Source organism: Undibacterium paludis, from assembly GCF_022568815.1.
Taxonomy (GTDB): domain Bacteria; phylum Pseudomonadota; class Gammaproteobacteria; order Burkholderiales; family Burkholderiaceae_D; genus Undibacterium.
In genome coordinates, this window is sequence record NZ_JAKZHX010000020.1 from 96820 (window position 1) to 117860 (window position 21041).

Sequence of the window (21041 nt, forward strand, 5' to 3'; positions counted from 1 at the left end):
CCCATGCCTTCACAAATGCCCCCATCATCACGACTGCTTGCTGCGGCCAGCCTGGTTTTCATCTTGTCCTTCATTCTGTCTGGCTGCGCCACTGCACCTTCTCTGCAAAACAGCAATACAGTGGCAGACGGCACCATCCTGCTCCTTGGTGAAGTGCACGACAACCCCGACGGCCATCAGCAGCGCTTTGACGCCTTGCAAAAACGCGTCGTCGCCGGCTGGCGACCTGCCATTGCCATGGAGCAGTTTGATCGCGAAAACCAGTCCCAATTAAGCCAGCAATTAAGTCAGGCCCAGGCAGAATGCAAAGATGCCGACTGCATCATCAGCAAGGTCGGCGGCAAACGCTGGGAATGGCCGCTCTACCGCCCCGTCATCCAGCTCGCCCTCGATTACAAACTGCCCCTGCTGGCCGCCAACCTGTCGCGCAGCGATGCTGGCAAGCTGATGCGTGAAGGCTATGCCGCCGTACTCGATACTGCCACCATACAGGCTTACCGGCTTGACCAGCCTCTGCCCGCCGCCATCATCGACGGCCAGCGCCACGCCATGGAGGCAGGCCATTGCGGCAAGATGCCCGATGACATCGTACCCGGCATGGTCAGGGCACAGGTGGCGCGCGACGTCTGGATGGCCAAAGTCATCACCGACCATGCCGCGACAGGCAAAGGTGTCGTCCTGCTGGCAGGCAACGGCCATGTGCGCAACGACCTGGGCGTACCGCAATGGCTGCCTGCCAATCTCAGAGGCCGCATGCAAAGCCACGGTTACCTGGAAGCGGACGACAACGCAAGTCCTTCTGTATCGGCCAGCAAGCAATATGACATCACCCATGTCATCCAACCCCATGTGCGCCCTGATCCTTGCAAGACCATCACCGCGCCGATGCAAAAACCAGTGGAGAAAACATGAAGCACCAGCCCCAATCCAATTCCTGCCAGCATCTTGGTCTGGCATCCAGCAAAGTCGGTGAAGTCATGATCTGCCCCGAATGCGGGGTCGTCCACCTGTCTCTCAACCATGTATCGCTGCGCTTTGATGTCGACGCCTTCCGTACCCTGGCCTATATGCTGGCAGAGGCGCAACTAAACATAGAAAGTTTTGACGCCCACCTGAAAAAAAGGCAGGACAGCAGCACCACCGCAGTCTTTGACAGCCCGCCTGGCAAAAAAATGCATTAGTGGACCGTCACAGTGCAAGCCAGGCCCCAACCGGAGAATACTCATGTGTGATCAGGATTCATCTTCAAAGCATCTTCACCTCGCAAAGAGCCAGCTCGAACCCGTCCCCGCCGCAGGCTCACGCCGTCGCCGTATCTGGGACCTGTCGCATGAATGCCATTGCCCTGTCGTCGGTGTTTGCATACCGCTGGCGGTGTTAAGACGTATCGTCAACAAGGCTGTCAATGGTCAGGCTGTAGCTGACGACTATGAAATCCACGTCGGCGCGATTGCCGAATGCGGTCGCCGCAATCGCCTGTCAGAAGCCCTGCAGCAAGAGCTGGAACAGCGCTACGCCCGTACCATACAGGTCTTTCGCACCGCCAAGACCACCGAAGCCGTCACCCATCTGTGGCTGGCCGCCATTGATGAAAGCGACGTCGCTGGTGCCTTCTGGGCTGCATTGACGCATCCGCGCTGCACCAGCGAAATGCAGGACGGCCTGTGCCGCGACATGCACATGCTGCAACACCAGGCCGGCGCCAGCGTGCGCATCGACATCGCCCGCTTCAACGCCCTGCTCGAACAAAACAAATTGCTGACCCGCGAACTGAGCCGCGTACAGGAAAGACATGCGCGCGCCATCGCCGAAAAATCTGCCGAGATAGAAAAACAGAACGCCCGCCTGATACAGCTGCGCGCAGAAAACATCGGCAAGGACAGCAGCATCCTCTTCCTCAGCAATGACCTCAACAGCCTGAAAACAGAAATCCCCGAACTCGACACCCGCCAGCGCCTGCAAAAGAAAATCGAGCACATGTCAGAACGCCAGGGTGATCTCGAAAACCAGGTGCGCGAACTCAGACAAAAACTGGCCGAAGCCACCAAAGCCGTCAGCGACGTACAGGAACAGGCAGCAGAACAGAGCAAACAGTCACCGGAAGAAAAAGTCTACCCCATCACCTTGCACCTGCAACAAAAAACCGTACTCTGCGTCGGCGGCCGCAGCGGCAATGTCCCCACCTATCGCGACCTGGTAGAACGCATAGGCGGCCGATTCGCCCACCATGACGGCGGCCTCGAAGACAACCAGAGCCTGCTCGACGCCAGCCTGGCCGCCGCCGACCTCGTCATCTGCCAGACCGGCTGCATCAGCCACACCGCCTACTGGCGCGTCAAGGACTTTTGCAAACGCACAGGCAAGCGCTGTGTGTTCGTTGAAAACCCCAGCGTCTCATCCCTGGCGCGCGGGCTGGAACAGTTTTCGTCTGAAGAGGCAGTGAATACTGAAACAGCCAGCTGGTGAAACCAGCATAGCCGTCTGTAGGAGCGGCTTCAGCCGCGAACAGCAATGACAGCGTTGCCCAAATCACGCATAAATCAGGCAGCAAAGCGTTCGCGGCTAAAGCCGCTCCTACAAGTGAATCAGAATACGATCAAGCGCGTGGCTCAGTTCCATCCGGCGATGAAAATGAAACGACAGGCGCATTCTCGACAGAGTAACTGATGCTCAACTCAGCATCCATGCGATAGTCGTGCGGGATGTCGCCCGACGTATCGAGCATCAGGCGGTCGTGGATAACCATATTTCCAGATGCCCTATCCAACTGAACAATATAATCTTCAGTAATCTTTGTAATGCACCCAGAGTACTTTCCACTTAATACATCGGCATAAAGTGAAGTTACCGCGAATCCGATCTCAAACTGTTGCTCTCCCCTTGAATCAAGCCTGGCAACCAATTTTTGACTTACCCATGTTTTGGCATGATCATCGACCGATAATGTCTCCAAATCGGTCAAGGCTTGCAAACTGGGAGGGATATCATTGATAGAATTATCGTAAATAAATGCAGCATCGGCAATTTCAACAGCTTTTGGTAGTAATGCCAGAGTTCTGCCATAACGTTCGCGTACTTTCTCAGGTGCGACATAATGACCTGTTATGGTTTTAGAATTAAATCGATCTGTTACCCGTTCCACATTTTTTTCTGGATCATCAGTAGTGATGAAAACCAGTAAAACCTGATAGCCCTGCTTTTTCAGTTTGACTAATTCGTTGATTCGGGATGGGTGGGACATGACCGTTTCAAATGCAAATGTCTCGCGGTTTTCTATCGCTTTTATTCGCATAGCGACGGCTGCATCAAATGCAGCGCGGTCACGTTCATCCTGAGTGGCAAAATTACCCTCCAAGTCTTTGGCAAACTGGTCCGGGTTGAAAAAGTAAGTCGAAACCGGAAAAATCCCGCCAAGTGCAGTTAATCCTGTTTTTTTTAACCTCATCTATGAGCGAAGTTTTTCCACTTCCATTCGGCCCAGCATACACCATGACATAGGGTGAATCTTGGGGTGGGCGATCATGCGTAGTCATCATTAAAAAACGCGGCAAGCCGCGTTTGTCTACGTGTTTATTTAAGTTTGCTTATTCAACCGGTTGTCGACATTTTACGATGTTTGATTGCGCTGGCCAGATCACCAGAGGGAATTTTCCGTACATCGACCTGTGTCGCAGTACCAGCTCTCCTTGCAGCTTGCACTTTTTCTTTGACGATTTTGAGTGAATTTGCCATATCGCCAGTTAAAGCCTCATCCCATTGTTTTGCAGTAGCACCCATTACCATGGTCGTGCTGGTCAAGCGTGTCCGCAATGTAAAACGGCCAGACGGTTTGGTAGTCATCATAAGACTCCTGAAAGGATAGATTTTATTATAGTCGATTTACGCATATTCGAATCCAAACACAAATTTTGCAAATTAACAATACAACTTCACATCAACTCTATACTCTGCAAATTCAAATAACTGCTCTCCCGTATCGTATTCACAAAATCACTGAGGTAAGCCTTGGTGGACAAGTCGGGCAGGCAGGCGGCATACAGGCTGCCTGTCAGGCCTTCGGCTGTGATGCGCTTGGGTAGCACATAGTCACGGTTCACATAATTTTGTGCAGCCCACACCGGCAAGGTGGCGATGCCGCGCTTGCTGGCAACCAGTTGCAGCATGGCGACCGTCAGCTCGGTCGTACGGCGTGCAGTGTCGACACCGGCAGGCTTCAGGACCTGACGCACTACGTCCAGCATCTCGTCTGGTACGGGATAGGTAATCAGGGTATCGGTCGCAAAGTCTTGCGCCACCAGATAATCTCGCGTTGCCAGTGCATGGTCTTTGGCGATCAAGGCAATGATCTCGAAACGGAACAGGGGGTGGTAAGCCACGCTTTCATCTGCATCCATTTCAGACACGATCGCCACATCAGCCTTATGGCTGTATAGCAGCCCCACAGGGTCGGCCTGAAAACCGGAAACGATGTCCAACTCCACCTCGGGCCAGCGCTGGCGAAACACATCCATGGCCGGCATCAGCCAGTCAAAGCAGGTATGGCATTCCACCGCAATGCGCAACTGCCCGGCCACACCCTGCGCCAGGCGCGCCAGGTCACGCTCGCAGTTTGCCACCTGCGGCAAGACACTGTCGGCCAGTTGCAGCAGGCGTTCACCCGCCGGGGTAAAGCGTATGGGCGTGGTCTTGCGCTCAAATAGCGGCATGCCGTGATGTTCTTCCAGCAACTTGATCTGGTGTGACAGGGCCGATTGCGTGACATTCAGCAGCACCGCCGCCCGCAACAGGTTGCCCGCTTCACGCAGGGCATGCAGGGTCTTCAGGTGACGTAATTCCAGTATGGATTGCATGATTTGCAAGCTTTGCAGGGTTTAATATGAATGAAATTCAAGATGATTCTTAAAATATGTCGTTTGAATCATAGTTCATTCTAACCCATCATACGCATACTTGATAGGAGAATGACATGACGACAGCACATACATTGGGCTTCCCCCGCATAGGCGCCCAGAGAGAATTGAAATTCGCGCAAGAATCCTTCTGGCGCGGCGACATCACCGAAGCCACCCTGCGCGACACCGGCAGCGACCTGCGCGCCCGTCATTGGGCCCTGCAAAAACAGGCTGGTCTCGATGTTGTCAGCGTCGGCGACTTTGCCTGGTATGACCAGGTACTGAACACACTGGCCCTGCTCGGCGCCCTGCCCGGCCGTTTCGGCTTTGATGCCAAACAGCTGACACTGGCTGACTACTACGTTGCCGCCCGGGGCAACCCACAGCATTTCGCCATGGAAATGACCAAGTGGTTTGACACCAACTACCACTACCTCGTCCCGGAATGGACCGCCGACACCAGCTTTGACGGCGGCGTTGACTGGCTGTTTGATGAACTGGCCGAAGCTGCCGCCCTGGGCCATACCGCCAAAGTCACCCTGGTCGGCCCCCTGAGCTTGCTCTACCTGGGCAAGATCAAAAGCGGCCTCAGGCACAAGCTCGACCTGCTGCCCAAGATCATCCCCGCTTATCAAAAACTGCTGGCCCGCCTGCGGGAACAAGACGTGCCATGGGTACAAATTGACGAACCCATCCTGGCCCTGGACCTGGACAGCGCATGGCTAAACGCCTTCGTACTGGCCTATAACGGACTGAACCATAAGGCGCCCAAGGTCCTGCTGGCGACGTATTTTGAATCCGTGCAAGACCGCGCCGCCCTGCTGCATTCGCTGCCAGTCGCCGGCGTCCACCTTGACCTGGTGCGCGCACCACAACAACTACCCGCCCTGCTCAAGGACTGGCCACAAGACCGCGTACTGTCTGCCGGCGTCATCGATGGCCGCAACATCTGGCGCGCCGACCTCACCGCATTGACTGCCAGCCTGCAGGCTGCCCATGCCCAGCTCGGCAACAAGCTGTGGCTGGCGCCCAGCTGCTCGCTGCTGCATGTGCCGGTTGACCTGGCGGCAGAAACAGCACTCGATGCAGAAACCCTGAGCTGGCTGGCTTTTGCCACCCAAAAACTCGACGAAGTCGTCGCCATCAAACAAGCCCTGAATGGCAATGGTGCAAGTGTCGCCACCCTGTTCACTGCTGCCGACCAGGCCATCGCCAGCCGCCGCACCTCAGTACGCATCCACAACCCCATCGTACAAAAACGCCTGGCCGCCATCACCCCCAAAGACGAAACCCGCCACAGCGCCTTTGACAGCCGCATCAGCCAGCAGCAAAAACGTTTTGCCCTGCCGCTGTTCCCGACCACCAGCATAGGCTCCTTCCCGCAGACCAAGAACATACGCCAGGCCCGCGCTGCCTATAAGCGCGGTGATCTTTCCCATCTGGAATACCTCGAATCCATGCGCGCAGAAATCCGCCACGTCGTTGAGCAGCAGGAGAAGCTCGACATCGACGTGCTGGTCCACGGCGAACCGGAACGCAATGACATGGTCGAATATTTCGGTGAACAACTCTGGGGCTATGGCTTCACCCTGAACGGCTGGGTACAAAGCTATGGCTCGCGCTGCGTCAAGCCCCCCTTCATCTATGGCGACGTCTACCGGCCAGAAGCCATGACCGTCAGCTGGAGCGAATACGCCCAGAGCCTGACCAGCAGACCGATGAAAGGCATGCTCACCGGCCCCGTCACCATGCTGCAATGGTCCTTCGTGCGCGACGACCAGCCACGTTCCACCACCGCCCTGCAAATCGCCCTGGCCCTGCGCGACGAAGTGGCCGACCTCGAAAAAGCCGGCATAGGCATGATACAGATAGACGAACCCGCCTTCCGCGAAGGTCTGCCCCTGAAACAGCAGGACTGGTCCGCCTATCTTGACTGGGCCGTGCGCGCCTTCAAACTCAGCTCTGCGGGCATCAAGGACGATACCCAGATCCATACCCACATGTGCTATTCAGAGTTCAACGACATCCTGCCCTGGATCGCCGCCATGGATGCCGACGTCATCACCATAGAAACCTCACGCTCCGACATGGAATTGCTCGACGGCTTCGGCGAATTCGCCTACCCCAACGACATCGGCCCCGGCGTGTACGACATCCACTCGCCACGCGTGCCCAAGGTCAGCGAAATGCAAAGGCTGCTGCAAAAAGCCCGCAGCGTCATCCCCGACGCCCGCCTCTGGGTCAACCCTGACTGCGGCCTCAAAACCCGCGACTGGCCAGAAACCATCGCCGCCCTGGAACACATGGTACAAGCCGCCAAACTGCTGCGGGCAACCGTCTCAGCAGATGATGAAGCTCATCTGGATTGCTGCTGATCCTTATCGCTCATTCATTTGATATTTGATCTGATGATCTGATGTAGAGGAGCATCTTCACTTCACGCTGAAGATGCTCCTTGTGCGCTTCGGCTTGCAAGCTGCGCAGTGGAAAGCTTGAGTTCAGAATGCCGTTTGGCATGTCGTGAACGCAAGACAGCCCGCATTACCCAATCCCCCTCTGACATACTAAAGTAGCATTTACCCAATTTTCTATGATTAACAGAAGATTTTGGATAAACTTGGCATTTCCGCGCCATTTTTCCCTGAAAGTGAATCCCATTAGCGCTGCCAACAAATTTATTGTCTGTCACGAGTGCGACCTGATCTGCGTGGATGTGCCGCTCGCCAGGGGTGAGGCGGCAAGCTGTCCGCGTTGCCGGGCCACGCTCTACAGGAATGGCAGCGCCAGCCTGGATATGGCGCTGGCTCTGGCTCTGACCTCGGTGATCCTGTTGCTTCTGCTCAACAGCTTCCCCCTGCTGGCGCTCAAGGTCCAGCAGGTGACGCGCGACACCACCCTGCTGCATGCCGCCCTGGCCATGTGGAATGACGGCATGCACCTGCTCTCCCTGCTGGTGATCATTACTACCGTACTGGCGCCGGCGGTACAGGTATCGCTGGCCACTTACCTCTTGTGCGTACTCCGGTTTGGCGACGCCAGCCAGGCGCTGGGAGCACCCTTGCGCGCCCTGCAAAGCCTGCGACCCTGGAGCATGGTTGAAATCTTCATGCTGGGTTTGCTGGTGTCCCTGGTCAAGCTACAGCACATGGCCGATATTGTCATCGGCCCAGCCCTGTGGTCCTGCGCCAGCCTGATCTTCATCACCGCGGCACTGACATCGGTGCTCACACCCCGCAATGTGTGGCTGTGGGCGCGTGCGGCAAGACGCATGAGATTAAAAGCGGCAGCAAAAGCAGGCACGAGGATGGAACATGGCTGAACATGAATACCGCCACATCCCCGCTGCCGGGCTGGCAGGCCAGACCGGTGCAGCCACCGGCCTCATCAGCTGCGACATCTGCGAGACCCTGTGCTGCATCCGTGATGAAGCAGCCACCCACTGCCCCAGTTGCGGCGCTTCCCTGCATTTGCGTCACAAGGACAGCCTGGCCAGATCGCTGGCCTACCTGGTTGCCGCGGCGATACTGTACATACCCGCCAACCTCTTGCCCGTCATGCACACCAACACCATCTTTGGCGCGCAGGACGACACCATCATGAGCGGCGTACTGGTCCTGCTGCGCACCGGTTCATGGCCGCTGGCGCTGCTGGTTTTCTTTGCCAGCATCGTCGTCCCCCTGCTCAAGCTGTTTTCCATCAGCCTGCTGCTTTACACCTGCTGGAAAAAATCTGCCTGGAACCCCTTGCAGCGCACCCAGCTGTTCCGCATGGTGGAAGCCGTTGGGCGCTGGTCCATGCTGGACGTCTACGTGGTGACAGTGCTGGTAGCGCTGGTCCAGTTTCAGTCGCTCGCAGCTATCCACCCCGGTGGCGGTGCGCTGGCGTTTGGTGCAGTGGTGGTGCTGACGATGCTGTCGGCACAGAGTTTTGATTCACGTTTAATCTGGGTAACAACAAAGCATGAGTGATCCAACATCCGACAAGCCCGGCACACCCGTTGCTGACACGGCAGAAACCGCAGAAACCGTTACTGCTGTCGATGCCGTCGTCCCCGTGGTCAAGGTCAAACCACGGCGGCGCCTGCCCTCGTTCGTCTGGGCCGTGCCCATCATTGCCGCACTGATCGGCATCTGGCTGGTGGTGCAAAGCGTCACCAGCCAGGGGCCGGTGATCACCATCACCTTCAAATCGGCAGAAGGGCTGGAAGCTGGCAAGACCAAGCTGCGTTATAAAGACGTCGATGTCGGCCATGTCAAGGCCATCGCCCTCTCGCCCGACCGCAAGCGCGTGCTGGTGACGGCACAGTTGATCAAGAGCGCGTCCGACATCCTGGCCACCGACACCCGCTTCTTCATTGTCAAGCCGCGCATCTCCGGCGGCTCGGTCTCTGGCCTCTCCACCCTCTTGTCCGGTAACTACATCGGTGTTGATGTTGGCAAGGCCGCTGACACTACCGATGAATTCACCGGTCTCGAAGAGCCGCCCCTGGTCAACCGCGATACACCAGGCCGCGAATTTGTCCTGCATGGCACGCAGACAGGTTCAGTCAATTATGGCTCGCCGATTTTCTTCCGCCACATCAATGCCGGCCACGTCACCAAGTTCCAGCTTGACCGTGACGGCAAGGGTGTCACCGTCCGCGTTTTCATCGATGCGCCGTATGACCAGTACGTGACCGCTGACACCCGCTTCTGGCATGCCAGCGGTGTCGACATGCAACTCGACGCCAACGGCCTGCGCGTCACCACAGAATCACTGACATCCCTGATCGAAGGCGGCCTCGCCTTCCAGGAACATGACGACGCCCTGCCCGGCGGCAAACCCGCCTTTGAAGGCAGCGTCTTCCCCCTGTTTGAAGACCGCGAACACGCCATGCGCGCGCCCGACACCAAGGTACGCAACTTCCTCATGTACTTCCCTGAAAGCCTGCGCGGCCTCTCCAAGGGTGCGCCGGTCGATTTGCGCGGCATCGTCATCGGCGAAGTCAAATCCCTGAGCGTAGACTTTGCAGAAAATGGCCGCCTGCCCCGCTTCCCGGTCGAAGTCAGCCTCTACCCTGACCGACTGAAGGCCAGGGTCAGGACCGGCGCCCGCCTGCCAGATGACGACACCGAAGCGAAAGAAAGATCATTGCTGGAACACCTGGTCTCACGCGGTCTGCGCGGCCAGCTGCGCAGCGGCAACCTGCTGACCGGGCAACTGTATATCGCCCTCGACTTCTTCCCCGATGCCCCGCAGGCAAAAATGGACTGGCGCACCGACTACCCCGTACTGCCCACCGTCGGCGGCGGCCTGGCCGAAATCCAGGAAACCGTCGGCCGCATCGCCAAGAAGATAGACAAACTGCCTTTCGACAAAATATCTGGTGAACTGGTGCAGGCCCTGGGCAAGCTCAACAGCACCCTGGCCAGCACAGAAAAACTGGTACACCGCCTCGACGTGGAAGTCACGCCGGAAGTAACCTCCACCCTCAAAGAAGCGCGCACCACGCTGAGCAGCGCCAACGCCCTGCTGGCAGAAGACGCGCCCCTGCAGCAAGACATGCGCGAATCCTTGAAGCAGGTCGCCAAGTCCGCCCGCGCCGTCGCCAACCTGGCCGACATGCTCGAACGCCATCCCGACGCCCTGGTGTTTGGCAAACAAAAGGTAAAACCATGAAGCGAACTACTACCGTCATCGCGCTGTCACTCGCCACCCTGCTGCTGGCCGCCTGTTCCTCGCCGCCGGTAGAACACCTCTACCGCCTCGACTATCCGCTGGCCAGCGCCAGCCAGGCCGAGGCACAGTATGAGCTCGTCATCGCCACCGTCAAACTGCCAGAGGCCGTCAACCGGCCGCAACTGGTCATCCAGAAATCCGCCACAGAATCCATCATCTCTGACGAACAGCGCTGGATCGCCCCGCTCGATGAACAGTTGACACTCTCCCTTATCGCCCACCTGCGCCAGCAGCTGCCAGACGCCTGGCTGTCCTCCGACACCGGCATCAGTGCAGGCATCGCCGCCAGCCCGGACAACAAACTGCCCCGCTACCAGGTCAGGGTACAGATAGACCAGCTGCTCATCCACAGCGGCGAACAACTCACGCTCGAAGCGAGCTGGGTCATACTCGACCACAACCGCAAACTGCTCAGGCGCGAACACAAGGCATTCACCAGCCGCCTCAACGGGCCAGCCTACGACGCCATCGCTCCCGCCATGTCAGAGGCAGCACGGCAACTGGCGGAACAAGTGGGGGTCAGTGTGTCAGCGGCACAAACTACACGTAAGACGATGTGAACACACAGATAAACACTGAATAACTGAGTAGGAACGGCTTGGGCCGCGAACAGCTTATAACATGACCACAAACCGCCCCTCGGGCATTGCCGCGATCTATCCGATATCGCATTCACCAATACGGCCTGGTATTCGCGGCTAAAGCCGCTCCTACCAACCCCATCTGGCTAAGCGAACCTGAGCCCACACTCACCATTGATTGACGTCATTCCCGCGTGATTCTCGCGGGAATCCAGCGGCGTTCGCAACACACAAAGAATGCATCGCTACCCCGACATCGCACACCACTCAAGACGCTCTTCCGGCAAGCAAAGCAATTCCTGAATATCGGTATCAATATTCCAGGAAGAGATTCTCAACACATTAGCCCAGCCAGCCGGAATCCAGTAAAGACCGTAATCTCAATCAAAACGGACGATAGTTGGCATCCAGCCAGGCCTTATCGTGCTTACTGTTATAGTCGGTGATCAGATTCCGGCAAGTCACACCTGGCTCCATGACGCTGGTGTTCGTATATACATCTGGCGCTATGCAATAATTGTCGTAACCAATGTATGGATCGTTGGGCCCAGACGGATTCATTTCATGCCCCATGCCCAGCAAATGACCAAACTCATGGAAAACCGTGTTACGCAACACCGCGTCACGGGAGAGTGGCTGTCCATCCACATTCTTCATTTGCATTACTTTATTGAGGCCACTCAAGTTGAAAAAAATCGTAGCAAAACGCGCCTTTCTATCCGTACTATTGCAGTTTTCAGGGTTATACCTTAGCGTGCCTTGTGCATCGGGAGACAAACACTGCACGTATTTGCCGTTCACCTTATTGTAAGTAATCGTATAAGCCAGCTGGCTGCGAGGGTCCATAGGATTACTGATATTGCCAAAGTCAGCCGCGATAAACGCAACGTCGCCAGTTGCCCTTTGATCACTGAAGTAAGGCTCATCCAGGTTTGCGCCGCTTGCAGACACGACGGTAAAACGTCCAGCTATTGCTTGCTGCAATGCAGCCAGATGGGGCTTTAACTCATCCAGAAACCTGTTGATGTCCGCCTGAGTTACCGTCGGCTTGCTGTTTGCATCCGGCGGCAATGCGTACAAGCGCGCACCGATATTCCGGTAATTGAAGCGGTAGCCCAAATCGCTGGGACCAGGCAGCTCCATCGTCTGGGCCGATGCTGTGCCGGATAAAGCCGCCAGGGGGAAAAGAGAGAGCAACAATAATTTAGATATTTTCTTCATAAAATAAGCATTCGATACAGTTAATAAAATCGAGGCGTTCATCAATGAAACACACATTAAGCAATATCATTCTTGAATGACAAACACACAAGAAGTTGCATTTTGACACTAAAATTTCCAAGAAGCAAATACAATTTCATAACATATTGCTTTTTTGAAAATCCCTTGAAGCTGTTAACTGCTGAAAAATAAAGGTGACCAGGCGTTGCCAGCCAGGTTGGCGTTATGGAAGCCCCCCCTTGCAAGAGGGAGCTGATCGACAGAAAGTACGTTAGTACCAGGTTTGACGTTCGGGAGGCGCAACAACGCCAGGCTGATTTTGCAGCAGCTTCTTGGAACAATTCAGATCAGGATGACCCAGATGGTCGTTGAATTTGCTTTTGATTAAATCAGTCCGCTACAGATTATTTCTGACATGCCCACCTGGTGCAGCAAACCTTAATCACGCCCATACGTCATTAACGTCATTCCCGCATGCTTCTGGCAGGAGTCCAGCGTCGTTCGCAACAAGTAAAGACAGTATCAATACTGCAACATCGAACACCACGAACGACAGGACATATAGGCGATCTCTACAACATCAGACGTTCTTCACCCACATTGGCGTCAACGCCGTGATCTGCGGCGGGCCAGACAGCAATGCTTCCACCTCGTCCAGATAAGCCGCATAGATGGCCGTCTTTAAAAACTCCTGCGAAGCTTCGGCACTACTGTATTGCTGAAAAGCGCAGATGACATCCGGATCAGCATTGTCAAAGCAATAGAAACAGGCCAGGTGACCAGGGTTGGCCGCAATGGCCGGGACCATGTGTTTTTCCCGGACCTGGCGCACCTCATCACGCTTGTCTGCCTGGGTCTTGTGTTTGATAATGACTGCAAAAGAACTCATGGGGATTCCTGTCAGGTGTTCGCAAAATAAAAAAGCCGGATGCGGCGGACCTGCACAGATAGTCCCGGTTACAGGCTCCGTCATGCACACCGCCAGCCTGATCGATTTTTCAACATGAACAGGAAACTTTTTCTCTCAGGCAAATTCAACATGTCCCCATTGCATGTTGCGGACCACGCACCGGGAAACAGGATGCCAGCGGGTACTCCTTGACACAGATCAATTGACATTACCGACAGCTATGCGATATTGAACACAGGCATAGACGCTATGCCCCGTACAGCGCCCTTCATATGGAACATATGGACCACATCCTTGCACGGCTTGCCAGCGACAGTTTTTACCACTTGTCCCATGCTTCCCTGGCGGGCAGCCGCTGTCAGGGCCTGGCCTGCTTTGCTGCACAGCAGCATGATCCAGCAGGCTGGAAGCAGGCATGCCATGGTCAGCCTGTCGTATTTTGCCTGGGGCAATGCTATCGCGGCCCGGCACGGCAGGGTGAGGATGCACTTCCCCATATCGCCAGCCATGCCCGCGCATCAGTCTTGCTGGACAATGTCGCGCGGGCTGCAGTGCTTGATCTGGCCGAGTATTGCAGGACAGGCGGCGGACAGGCATTGCATCAGGTCTTGCGCATGGACAGCGCCGCAGTCATACAGCAGATCAGCGCTTCAGGCTTGCGTGGCCGTGGCGGCGCCGCCTTCCCTACGGGTCTCAAATGGCAATTGCTGGCCGCGCAAGAAGCTGACTGCAAATACCTTGTCGCCAATGCCGATGAAGGTGACCCCGGCAGCTTTAGCGACCGCCTGCTGATGGAGAGAGACCCTTACCGTCTGATAGAAGCCATGCTCATCGCTGGCATTACCGTCGGTGCAAAACAAGCTTACCTCTACCTGCGTCGAGAATATGAGCAAACAGCCAGTATCTTGCAGGCGGCAATTGCACAGGCGCGGGCAGCAGGCTGGCTGGGCCAGCATGTACTCGGCAGCGTACACGCCTTTGAAATGCATCTCATCATCGGCAAAGGCAGCTACCTGTGCGGTGAAGAAACCGCCATGCTCAATGCCATCGAAGGCAGGCGACCAGAAGCCAGACTGCGCCCGCCGCAAATCACCGAACTGGGTTTATACAGCAAACCCACGCTGGTCAATAATGTTGAAACCCTGTGCGCCGTCCCCTGGATTATCACCCACGGCGCTGCCGCCTACGCGGCCCTGGGCACACCAGAAAGCCCAGGCACCAAGCTCTTGTCACTCAATTCCGTCTTCAAACGGCCTGGCCTGTATGAAGTCGAATTTGGCATCAGCCTGCGTGACATCGTCGACAAGCTCGGCCTGGGCCTGAAACAAGGCCAGCTCAAGGGCTTGATGATAGGCGGCCCCTTGGCGGGCTTGATACCGCCGCAATTGCTCGATACCCCACTGGCCTATCAAAGCCTGCAGCAGATTGGCGGCGCGGTCGGCCATGGCGGTGTCATCGCCTTTGATGACAGTTGCAGCATTGCCGAGCTGGTGGCGCAGGTATTTCGCTTTGGCGCATTTGAATCCTGCGGCAAATGCACGCCCTGCCATCGCGGCGCAGCAGAAATAGCCCTCCACTTTGACGACATACTGCATGGTGGACGCTGGAATGCAAGTCGCTGGCAGGCCCTGGTAACAGCATTGGCTGATGCCAGCCTGTGCGGCCACGGGCGCGGCCTGGCAGAGTTCGCCCAGTCAATTCAACGCCACTATCATGCGGAGTTGCAGACATGCTTCACATCCGTATAAATGGCCAGGCATGCACCGTCGCAGAAGGCAGCAGCCTCTTGCAGGCCTTGCGCGACCAGGGCTGCCAGCCACCCCACCCCTGCCATGACGGCAGACTCAAACCCATAGGCGCATGCAGGCTGTGCCTGGTGGAAGTTGAAGGGCAAGCCCGCCCCGTCCCCAGTTGCGCCACCGCCGTCACTGAGGGCATGGTTGTGCACACAGCGACAGCCCGCCTGCAATCGCTGCTGCATACCAACCTCTCGCTAATGGCGGATTGCTATCCTGTCACGGCAGTGAGTGAACAGGCTGAACACCCCCTCCATCAATTGCTGATTCAACATGGCGCGAACGCTGGCAGCAATCTCCATGTCCCCATTTTCAAGGACGACAGCCACCCCTATCTGGGCATAGCCATGGACAGGTGCATACACTGCCAGCGCTGCGTACGCATCTGTGATGAAGTACAGGGGCAATTTGTCTGGAGAGTCTGGGGCAAGGGTGAGCAAACCCATATCGCCCCGGCCGATGGCAAGAGCCTGCTCAGCAGCGGCTGCGTCTCATGCGGGGCCTGCGCCGACACCTGCCCGACCGGCGCCATTTTTGACAAGCGCAGCACCGGTCCGGTTGATCACTGGACCAAAACCACCTGCGTGTATTGCGGCGTCGGTTGCCAGATGGAAGTCGCCAGCCACGACAACAAAGTCGTCGCCATCAAACCAGCAAGCAGCCCTGTCAATCATGCTCACCTGTGCGTCAAGGGCCGTTACGCCTACGACTTTAGCCATTCACCAGAACGCGTCACCCAGCCCCTGCTGCGCAAGAACGGTGACTGGCATGTCGTTTCATGGGAAGAAGCCCTGGCCTTCACCGCCAGCCGCCTGCAAGAACTGCGCAGCAAATACGGCGCAGACAGCCTGGGCGTATTGGGCTCAGCCCGCGCCACCAACGAAGAAAACTATCTTGCGCAGAAATTCGCCCGCGTAGTGCTGGGCACCAACAATGTCGATTGCTGCGCCAGGGTTTGCCATCAGCCATCCGCCAAGGCTCTCAAGACCATGCTGGGTACGGGCGCGGCGACCAATTCATTCGATGACATAGAACACACCAGCCTGTTCATGCTATGCGGTTGCAACCCGACAGAAAACCACCCCATCATCGGCACCCGCATCAAACAGGCAGTGCGCGCCGGGGCTGGCCTCATCGTCATCGATCCGCGCCGTACCGAGCTGGCAGCCTGCGCCGACATCCACCTGGCCTTGCGCCCCGGCACCAACGTGCTGCTGTTCAATGCCATGGCCGCGACCCTGCTGGAAGAGGGTTTGCAGGATGACGACTACATCGCCATGCGCGTTGACGGCCTGGCAGATTTTCGCAGTTTCATCACAGCCTATGCGCCTGAAAAGATTGCCAGCCAGTGCGGTGTCAATGCCAACGACATACGCCGTGCTGCGCGCATGTATGCACAAGCCAGGCCCGCCATGTGTTTTCATGGCCTTGGTATGACAGAACACCTGCAAGGCACGCAAGGCGTCATGAGCCTGATCAACCTCGCCCTGCTGACCGGTAACCTGGGCAAGCGCGGCAGCGGCATCAACCCCTTGCGCGGCCAAAACAATGTCCAGGGTTCAGCCCAGATGGGTTGTGAACCCGCTTCGCTGACAGGCGCACAAAACCTGGCCGATGCCAAAGTCCGCGCCAGCTTCGAGCAAGCCTGGGGCAGCAGCCTGCCAGCAAGCGCAGGGCTGGATTTGCCTGCCATGCTGGCAGCTGCCAGTTCGGGTAAATTCAAAGCCATGTGGGTCATGGGCTATGACATCGCCATGTCCATGCCCAATGCCAATCAAACCCTGGCTGCCCTGGCGCAGCTGGAACTCGTCATCGTGCAAGACCTCTTCCTCAACGAAACGGCCAGGGCCGCGGGCCATGTCTTCTTCCCAGCCGCCAGCAATTTTGAAAAAGACGGCAGCTTCATGAATGCCGACCGTCGCGTACAAAGAGTCAGGCAGGTCGTCAACAGCCCTGGTGAGGCAAAGCCGGACTGGCAGATCATCACCGAACTGGCCAGGCACATGGGCCATGAGCAGGGCTTCACATTCAAGGACCCGCAAGCCATCTGGGATGAAATACGCAGCGTCTGGCCTGCCAGTACCGGTCTCAGTTACCAGCGCCTGCAAAACGAAAGCCTGCAATGGCCCTGCCCCGCGACTGCCGACGACAATCATCCCGGCACCGCCATCCTGCACCAGCAAGGTTTTGGAGTTGGCCCCAAAGCAAGCCTGGCCTGCATCGCCTATCAACCCACGGCAGAAGTCTGCGATGATGACTACCCCCTGCTACTGACAACAGGCCGCGAGCTGTATCACTTCAATGCAGGCACCATGACTTACCGTACCCCCAATGCGCAACTCAAACCCACCGACACCCTCGACATCTCACCCGCCGACGCCCGGCAACTGAACCTTGCAGAAGGCCAGCAAGCCGAGGTCAGCAGCCGTTATGGCGCAGCCATCCTGCCAGTCCACATCACAGACAAAATGCAGGTCGGCCAGTTGTTTTGCAGCTTCCACCGGGCAGACCTCAACGTCAATGCGCTGACCTCAGCTTATTGCGACAACCTGGTGCATGCGCCAGAGTACAAGGTCACGGCAGTGAGAGTGAAGCGGGTGAGCGCGAGATAGTTGCGTGATTTTCCCGACGCCCCTCAGCTAAACATGATGGCCGTCTTGTGTTCCAGACTCAGGCGGGCGCACTCAAACATGAGCAGCCAGGTTTCAAGCTCACGGTAACAGCCTTCCTCCTCTTCTCCCGATTCAGCGATGCGCGCCGCTTCGGCATCACTCAGTTTCCCCTGCTCCAGTTGTATGCCGAGCGCCGGGGCAACCAGTATCAACTCCTCCATCAGACGGTAAGACGACCCCAGCATGCCGCCAGGCAGGGCAACATCCTCATCGCTGGCGAACAAGACCTCAGCAAAATCGACCGGCACATAAAACCCTTCGGCATCGGAATGGCAGACCAGATGGCTGCTCAGGTCATCATATTCAGCCTGCAATGCCTCATCTTCACCAGGGTCAACACCATCGGCCAGCGGCATCGCCACCCAGCCCGGGTCCGCCTTGCGGCGTGCATAGGCACGACGCAGATAATGCAGGAAGGAATAAGGGAAACCGTCAATCTGCGCACGACTCACCAGTGGCGGCAAACTCTGCGGTTCTTCATGTGCAGGCAAACCCTCTTCGGCCAGCACCGCGTTGATCGCTGCAAAACCGTCAGCCAGCCACGCCGCCCCTTCTTCATCGTCCTGTTTCGCCAGAACACCTACACAAATTGCCAGACCCATGGTTTCCTTTCATCCATACGCACGCGGAATGACATGCGTTTTTATGCTGCACATGTTAGCCCACGCACAACAGTGATGGCAATCCATCTCAAAAAACAGCTTCCTGTCCGGCTCAGACAAAGACACGGCATTGCATATTTTTTGAGCAGATTATTGGTAATCCATGGAACAAAGCGCCATTTGCCACCACTCAAAAAATGCCATGGTGAAGAAACTGCAACCGCTGAACAACGAATCTGGTGGACTGAGACAGTCCCATATACAAACCGAGCAAACTGAGCAAACTGAGGATTAACATGACATCTATCGGCCCTTTTTCTGGCGAAGCCATCTATATCGACCCCTCGCTTTACCACATAAAAGACATGGGGACATTCACGAATTTCAACTCGCCCCAGGGGGATAAACCATTCAAGATGGAGCAAGGCGACATCCTTGACCCTGAACTCGACAAATCCGTGCCAGGGACGGGGAGCGAGGGCTCACAGGACTTACAATCGCAAAAATTGACCGACCTGCTCCAGATGCTGCTCCCCCTGCTGACAGAACTCCTCCCCCTGCTTAAATCAGGCACAGCGGGCGACGCATCACAAATACAAAACCCGGACCTGGATACGACAGATAACCAGCACCCAGGCCCATCCAAATACGCAAACTTCGCAGCAACACCAGCGAAAACGCAGGGGCCAACCACCCAGCCAACCGGCCAGGCAACATCGGCAGGCGGCGGCATCTCCAATACCGCCGCCAGCGCCAATCCCCAGGTAGGACAATGGAATGAACAGATAGCCGCCGCCTCAAAAGCCAGCGGCCTCGACCCCAACCTGATCGGCGCGCAGATCTGGGCAGAGTCACGCGGCAACATGAACACCCACACCCAGAACGTGGACGGCACCACCGACCACGGCCTCATGCAGATCGGCCAGGAACGCTGGAACCGCGACATCGTCCCCCACCTGAGCGCAGAAGAAAAAGAAAAAATCCAGCAAGCCACCGGAAAATCCGCCGACAAGCTCGACGTGACCCAACCGCTCGATAACGTCGTCGCCGGCTCCTTCCACATCAAGCACTGCATCGATAAATTTGACGGCAACGTCGACAAAGGCCTGCGCTACTACAACACCGGCGACGCCAACGGCGCTGGCAGCTCCGGCTATGTCTCCAACGTCAAGGAATACATGCACGAACTCCAGGCCGGCGAAGTACTGAAATCAGACCCCTACAGCGGCGCAAACGGCACGGCACAGGCAGGGGTGGTTTAAAGCATTGAAGACATGCCTGATCTTGCAGCGCTGCAAGCAGGCATCATTTCACGTAGGAACGGCTTCAGCCGCGAACAGACAGCGTAAGCCAGCACAACGGTACCCTAGCGCACATGGCCCATGCAGAAATTGTTCGCGATTGAGGCCATTCCTACAAAATATACGACCGCCATACAATTAATCAGCGATTTCCATTTAACTTCAAAAACCACGTTGAAAAATTCTTTACCAACATCCAGAATACTCTGCACTCCAGTCAAAAGCAGGCTCCCAATCCACCATGTCATTACGATCCGGCATGTGATATATTTTTCAATCACGCTTACATTACAATCCGGCTAGTTGGCGTGACTAAAAAAAACTGATTTGCAGTTAAATTTACACAATATGTCTTATTTCATGCCATACCTTAACCGAATTATCATAGTCACATATTCCCTTTGCAGTCTCTTCCTGTTTACTCCGGCGAGCCGTGCTGAAGTACCTCCGCTTAAAGCAGCAGAACTTGATGCCATGCCATTCAAATTTGAGGCAAAAGTAATCTCTGTGCACTCAGAAACCCTACCGTCAGACAACTGCAAAACAGCAGTCAGGTTTGAGGTTACGGCAAGCAAAGTCAAAGACATGGGCACTCAACACATTTCTGAGGAAGTCAAACTGACTGGCAATGCCTCCCATTACCACTCTGGTTGTGTTGGCCCAAGCGGTATGCGCATTTTTGAATTCATCAAGCCAGGTGAGCACATCCTGATCCATGCAAACAGCAAAACTGTGGACGGCAGCTTCGAGCTGACTCACTATTCGCAAGTTACGCGCTTACCGCTTCAGGCCCCATAAAGTCACTGCCAGCGCAGTCCAAGAAGCAGCATTTCTGATACCTATTTTACTGATCAACTCGTTCGTCGCAATGTAAGCATTCAACAGTTCAACCAACTATTTGGGTACAGCCTTATCGTCAAACACATAATATTTATTTTTGAAATCATAAATACGGACAAAATCTCTCAGGGCTCCTGACCACATACCAAAATGGCCCGTATCGCTCTGGTCAAAAAATGCCTCTATGGTTGCCACCTTACCGTTGAATTTATACAGTACCTTATATTTTTTATCGATTCGCTTCCTGTCATCCTCCGTTTCATACGGCCCTGAATCGACATTCAGCCAAAGACAATCCTTGCTGGAATTTCTGACCTTTGTCAAACATATGGACATATTTTCCCGCCCAACAGTCACATAGCCAGTCACCAAAACAAGTTTTCCATCGTAACGCTCAGGTGTCGCGATCAGATTGATTAAAGAGAGACTTTGAAACCGATTTTCTAAATTGGCTTCCACCTCATTGGCAAAAAGACTGGTTCCATAAAACAAACTGGCAACCATGAGG

The 21041-nt window shown here is 55.9% G+C and carries 19 protein-coding genes; 12 read left to right on the forward strand and 7 right to left on the reverse strand.

From position 1 onward, the window contains the following. The first annotated feature begins 3 nt into the window (after nt 1-3). The 3 genes from LZ463_RS26460 to LZ463_RS26470 are packed head-to-tail and all read left to right on the forward strand — an operon-like array spanning nt 4 to nt 2466. The gene (locus tag LZ463_RS26460; protein WP_241459321.1) at nt 4-912 is read left to right on the forward strand and encodes a ChaN family lipoprotein; all 909 of its coding nucleotides are present in this window, start codon (nt 4-6) and stop codon (nt 910-912) included. Further along, complete coding sequence (locus tag LZ463_RS26465) at nt 909-1181, forward strand: hypothetical protein (RefSeq protein ID WP_241459322.1); 273 nt, start codon at nt 909-911, stop codon at nt 1179-1181. The genes LZ463_RS26460 and LZ463_RS26465 overlap by 4 nt, the downstream gene beginning before the upstream one ends. 43 nt (nt 1182-1224) lie before the next feature. Next, entirely contained in the window at nt 1225-2466 is a 1242-nt protein-coding gene (locus tag LZ463_RS26470) for a DUF2325 domain-containing protein (protein WP_241459323.1), read from the forward strand. Between the two features lie 130 nt (nt 2467-2596). Here LZ463_RS26470 and LZ463_RS26475 read toward each other — a convergent pair whose 3' ends face one another. The 3 genes from LZ463_RS26475 to LZ463_RS26485 all read right to left on the reverse strand — a co-directional run bounded on the left by LZ463_RS26475 (nt 2597) and on the right by LZ463_RS26485 (nt 4853). Next, a complete protein-coding gene (locus LZ463_RS26475; RefSeq protein ID WP_241459324.1) occupies nt 2597-3445 on the reverse strand; it encodes an ATPase in 849 nt (282 codons plus the stop codon). Between the two features lie 143 nt (nt 3446-3588). Then, nucleotides 3589-3843 carry a hypothetical protein gene (locus LZ463_RS26480; protein WP_241459325.1) on the reverse strand — a complete coding sequence of 85 codons (255 nt, stop codon included), beginning with the start codon at nt 3841-3843 and terminating at the stop codon, nt 3589-3591. 86 nt (nt 3844-3929) lie between these two features. Beyond that, complete coding sequence (locus LZ463_RS26485) at nt 3930-4853, reverse strand: LysR family transcriptional regulator (RefSeq protein ID WP_241459339.1); 924 nt, start codon at nt 4851-4853, stop codon at nt 3930-3932. 113 nt (nt 4854-4966) lie between these two features. Here LZ463_RS26485 and metE point away from each other — a divergent pair, with 113 nt between their 5' ends. The 5 genes from metE (at nt 4967) to LZ463_RS26510 (ending at nt 11170) form a co-directional block, all read left to right on the forward strand. Further along, a complete protein-coding gene (gene metE, locus LZ463_RS26490) occupies nt 4967-7267 on the forward strand; it encodes a 5-methyltetrahydropteroyltriglutamate--homocysteine S-methyltransferase (RefSeq protein ID WP_241459326.1) in 2301 nt (766 codons plus the stop codon). A 242-nt stretch (nt 7268-7509) separates the two neighbouring features. Beyond that, a complete protein-coding gene (locus tag LZ463_RS26495) occupies nt 7510-8211 on the forward strand; it encodes a paraquat-inducible protein A (RefSeq protein WP_241459327.1) in 702 nt (233 codons plus the stop codon). Next, nucleotides 8204-8860, forward strand: a complete 657-nt coding sequence (locus LZ463_RS26500) for a paraquat-inducible protein A (protein ID WP_241459328.1) — start codon at nt 8204-8206, stop codon at nt 8858-8860. Before LZ463_RS26495 ends, LZ463_RS26500 begins: the two co-directional genes overlap by 8 nt. Then, nucleotides 8853-10550 carry a PqiB family protein gene (locus LZ463_RS26505; RefSeq protein ID WP_241459329.1) on the forward strand — a complete coding sequence of 566 codons (1698 nt, stop codon included), beginning with the start codon at nt 8853-8855 and terminating at the stop codon, nt 10548-10550. Before LZ463_RS26500 ends, LZ463_RS26505 begins: the two co-directional genes overlap by 8 nt. Beyond that, complete coding sequence (locus LZ463_RS26510; RefSeq protein WP_241459330.1) at nt 10547-11170, forward strand: PqiC family protein; 624 nt, start codon at nt 10547-10549, stop codon at nt 11168-11170. Before LZ463_RS26505 ends, LZ463_RS26510 begins: the two co-directional genes overlap by 4 nt. Before the next feature lie 405 nt (nt 11171-11575). Here LZ463_RS26510 and LZ463_RS26515 read toward each other — a convergent pair whose 3' ends face one another. Then, a complete protein-coding gene (locus LZ463_RS26515) occupies nt 11576-12454 on the reverse strand; it encodes a zinc metalloprotease (RefSeq protein WP_241459331.1) in 879 nt (292 codons plus the stop codon). A 538-nt stretch (nt 12455-12992) separates the two neighbouring features. Then, nucleotides 12993-13301, reverse strand: coding sequence for a putative quinol monooxygenase (locus LZ463_RS26520; RefSeq protein WP_241459332.1), 309 nt, complete (start codon nt 13299-13301; stop codon nt 12993-12995). Nucleotides 13302-13603: 302 nt separating this feature from the next. Here LZ463_RS26520 and LZ463_RS26525 point away from each other — a divergent pair, with 302 nt between their 5' ends. Then, a complete protein-coding gene (locus LZ463_RS26525) occupies nt 13604-15070 on the forward strand; it encodes a complex I 51 kDa subunit family protein (RefSeq protein ID WP_241459333.1) in 1467 nt (488 codons plus the stop codon). Continuing rightward, nucleotides 15052-17730, forward strand: a complete 2679-nt coding sequence (gene fdhF / locus LZ463_RS26530; protein ID WP_241459334.1) for a formate dehydrogenase subunit alpha — start codon at nt 15052-15054, stop codon at nt 17728-17730. The genes LZ463_RS26525 and fdhF overlap by 19 nt, the downstream gene beginning before the upstream one ends. A gap of 23 nt (nt 17731-17753) precedes the next feature. Here fdhF and LZ463_RS26535 read toward each other — a convergent pair whose 3' ends face one another. Next, nucleotides 17754-18392 carry a hypothetical protein gene (locus LZ463_RS26535; protein WP_241459335.1) on the reverse strand — a complete coding sequence of 213 codons (639 nt, stop codon included), beginning with the start codon at nt 18390-18392 and terminating at the stop codon, nt 17754-17756. A 296-nt stretch (nt 18393-18688) separates the two neighbouring features. Here LZ463_RS26535 and LZ463_RS26540 point away from each other — a divergent pair, with 296 nt between their 5' ends. Both LZ463_RS26540 and LZ463_RS26545 read left to right on the forward strand, forming a co-directional pair. Further along, a complete protein-coding gene (locus LZ463_RS26540) occupies nt 18689-19654 on the forward strand; it encodes a lytic transglycosylase domain-containing protein (RefSeq protein ID WP_241459336.1) in 966 nt (321 codons plus the stop codon). 399 nt (nt 19655-20053) lie between these two features. Further along, the gene (locus LZ463_RS26545) at nt 20054-20491 is read left to right on the forward strand and encodes a hypothetical protein (RefSeq protein ID WP_241459337.1); all 438 of its coding nucleotides are present in this window, start codon (nt 20054-20056) and stop codon (nt 20489-20491) included. 96 nt (nt 20492-20587) lie between these two features. Here the strand turns inward: LZ463_RS26545 and LZ463_RS26550 are convergent. Then, a partial coding sequence (locus LZ463_RS26550; protein WP_241459338.1) for a hypothetical protein occupies nt 20588-21041 on the reverse strand: 454 nt, incomplete at its 5' end.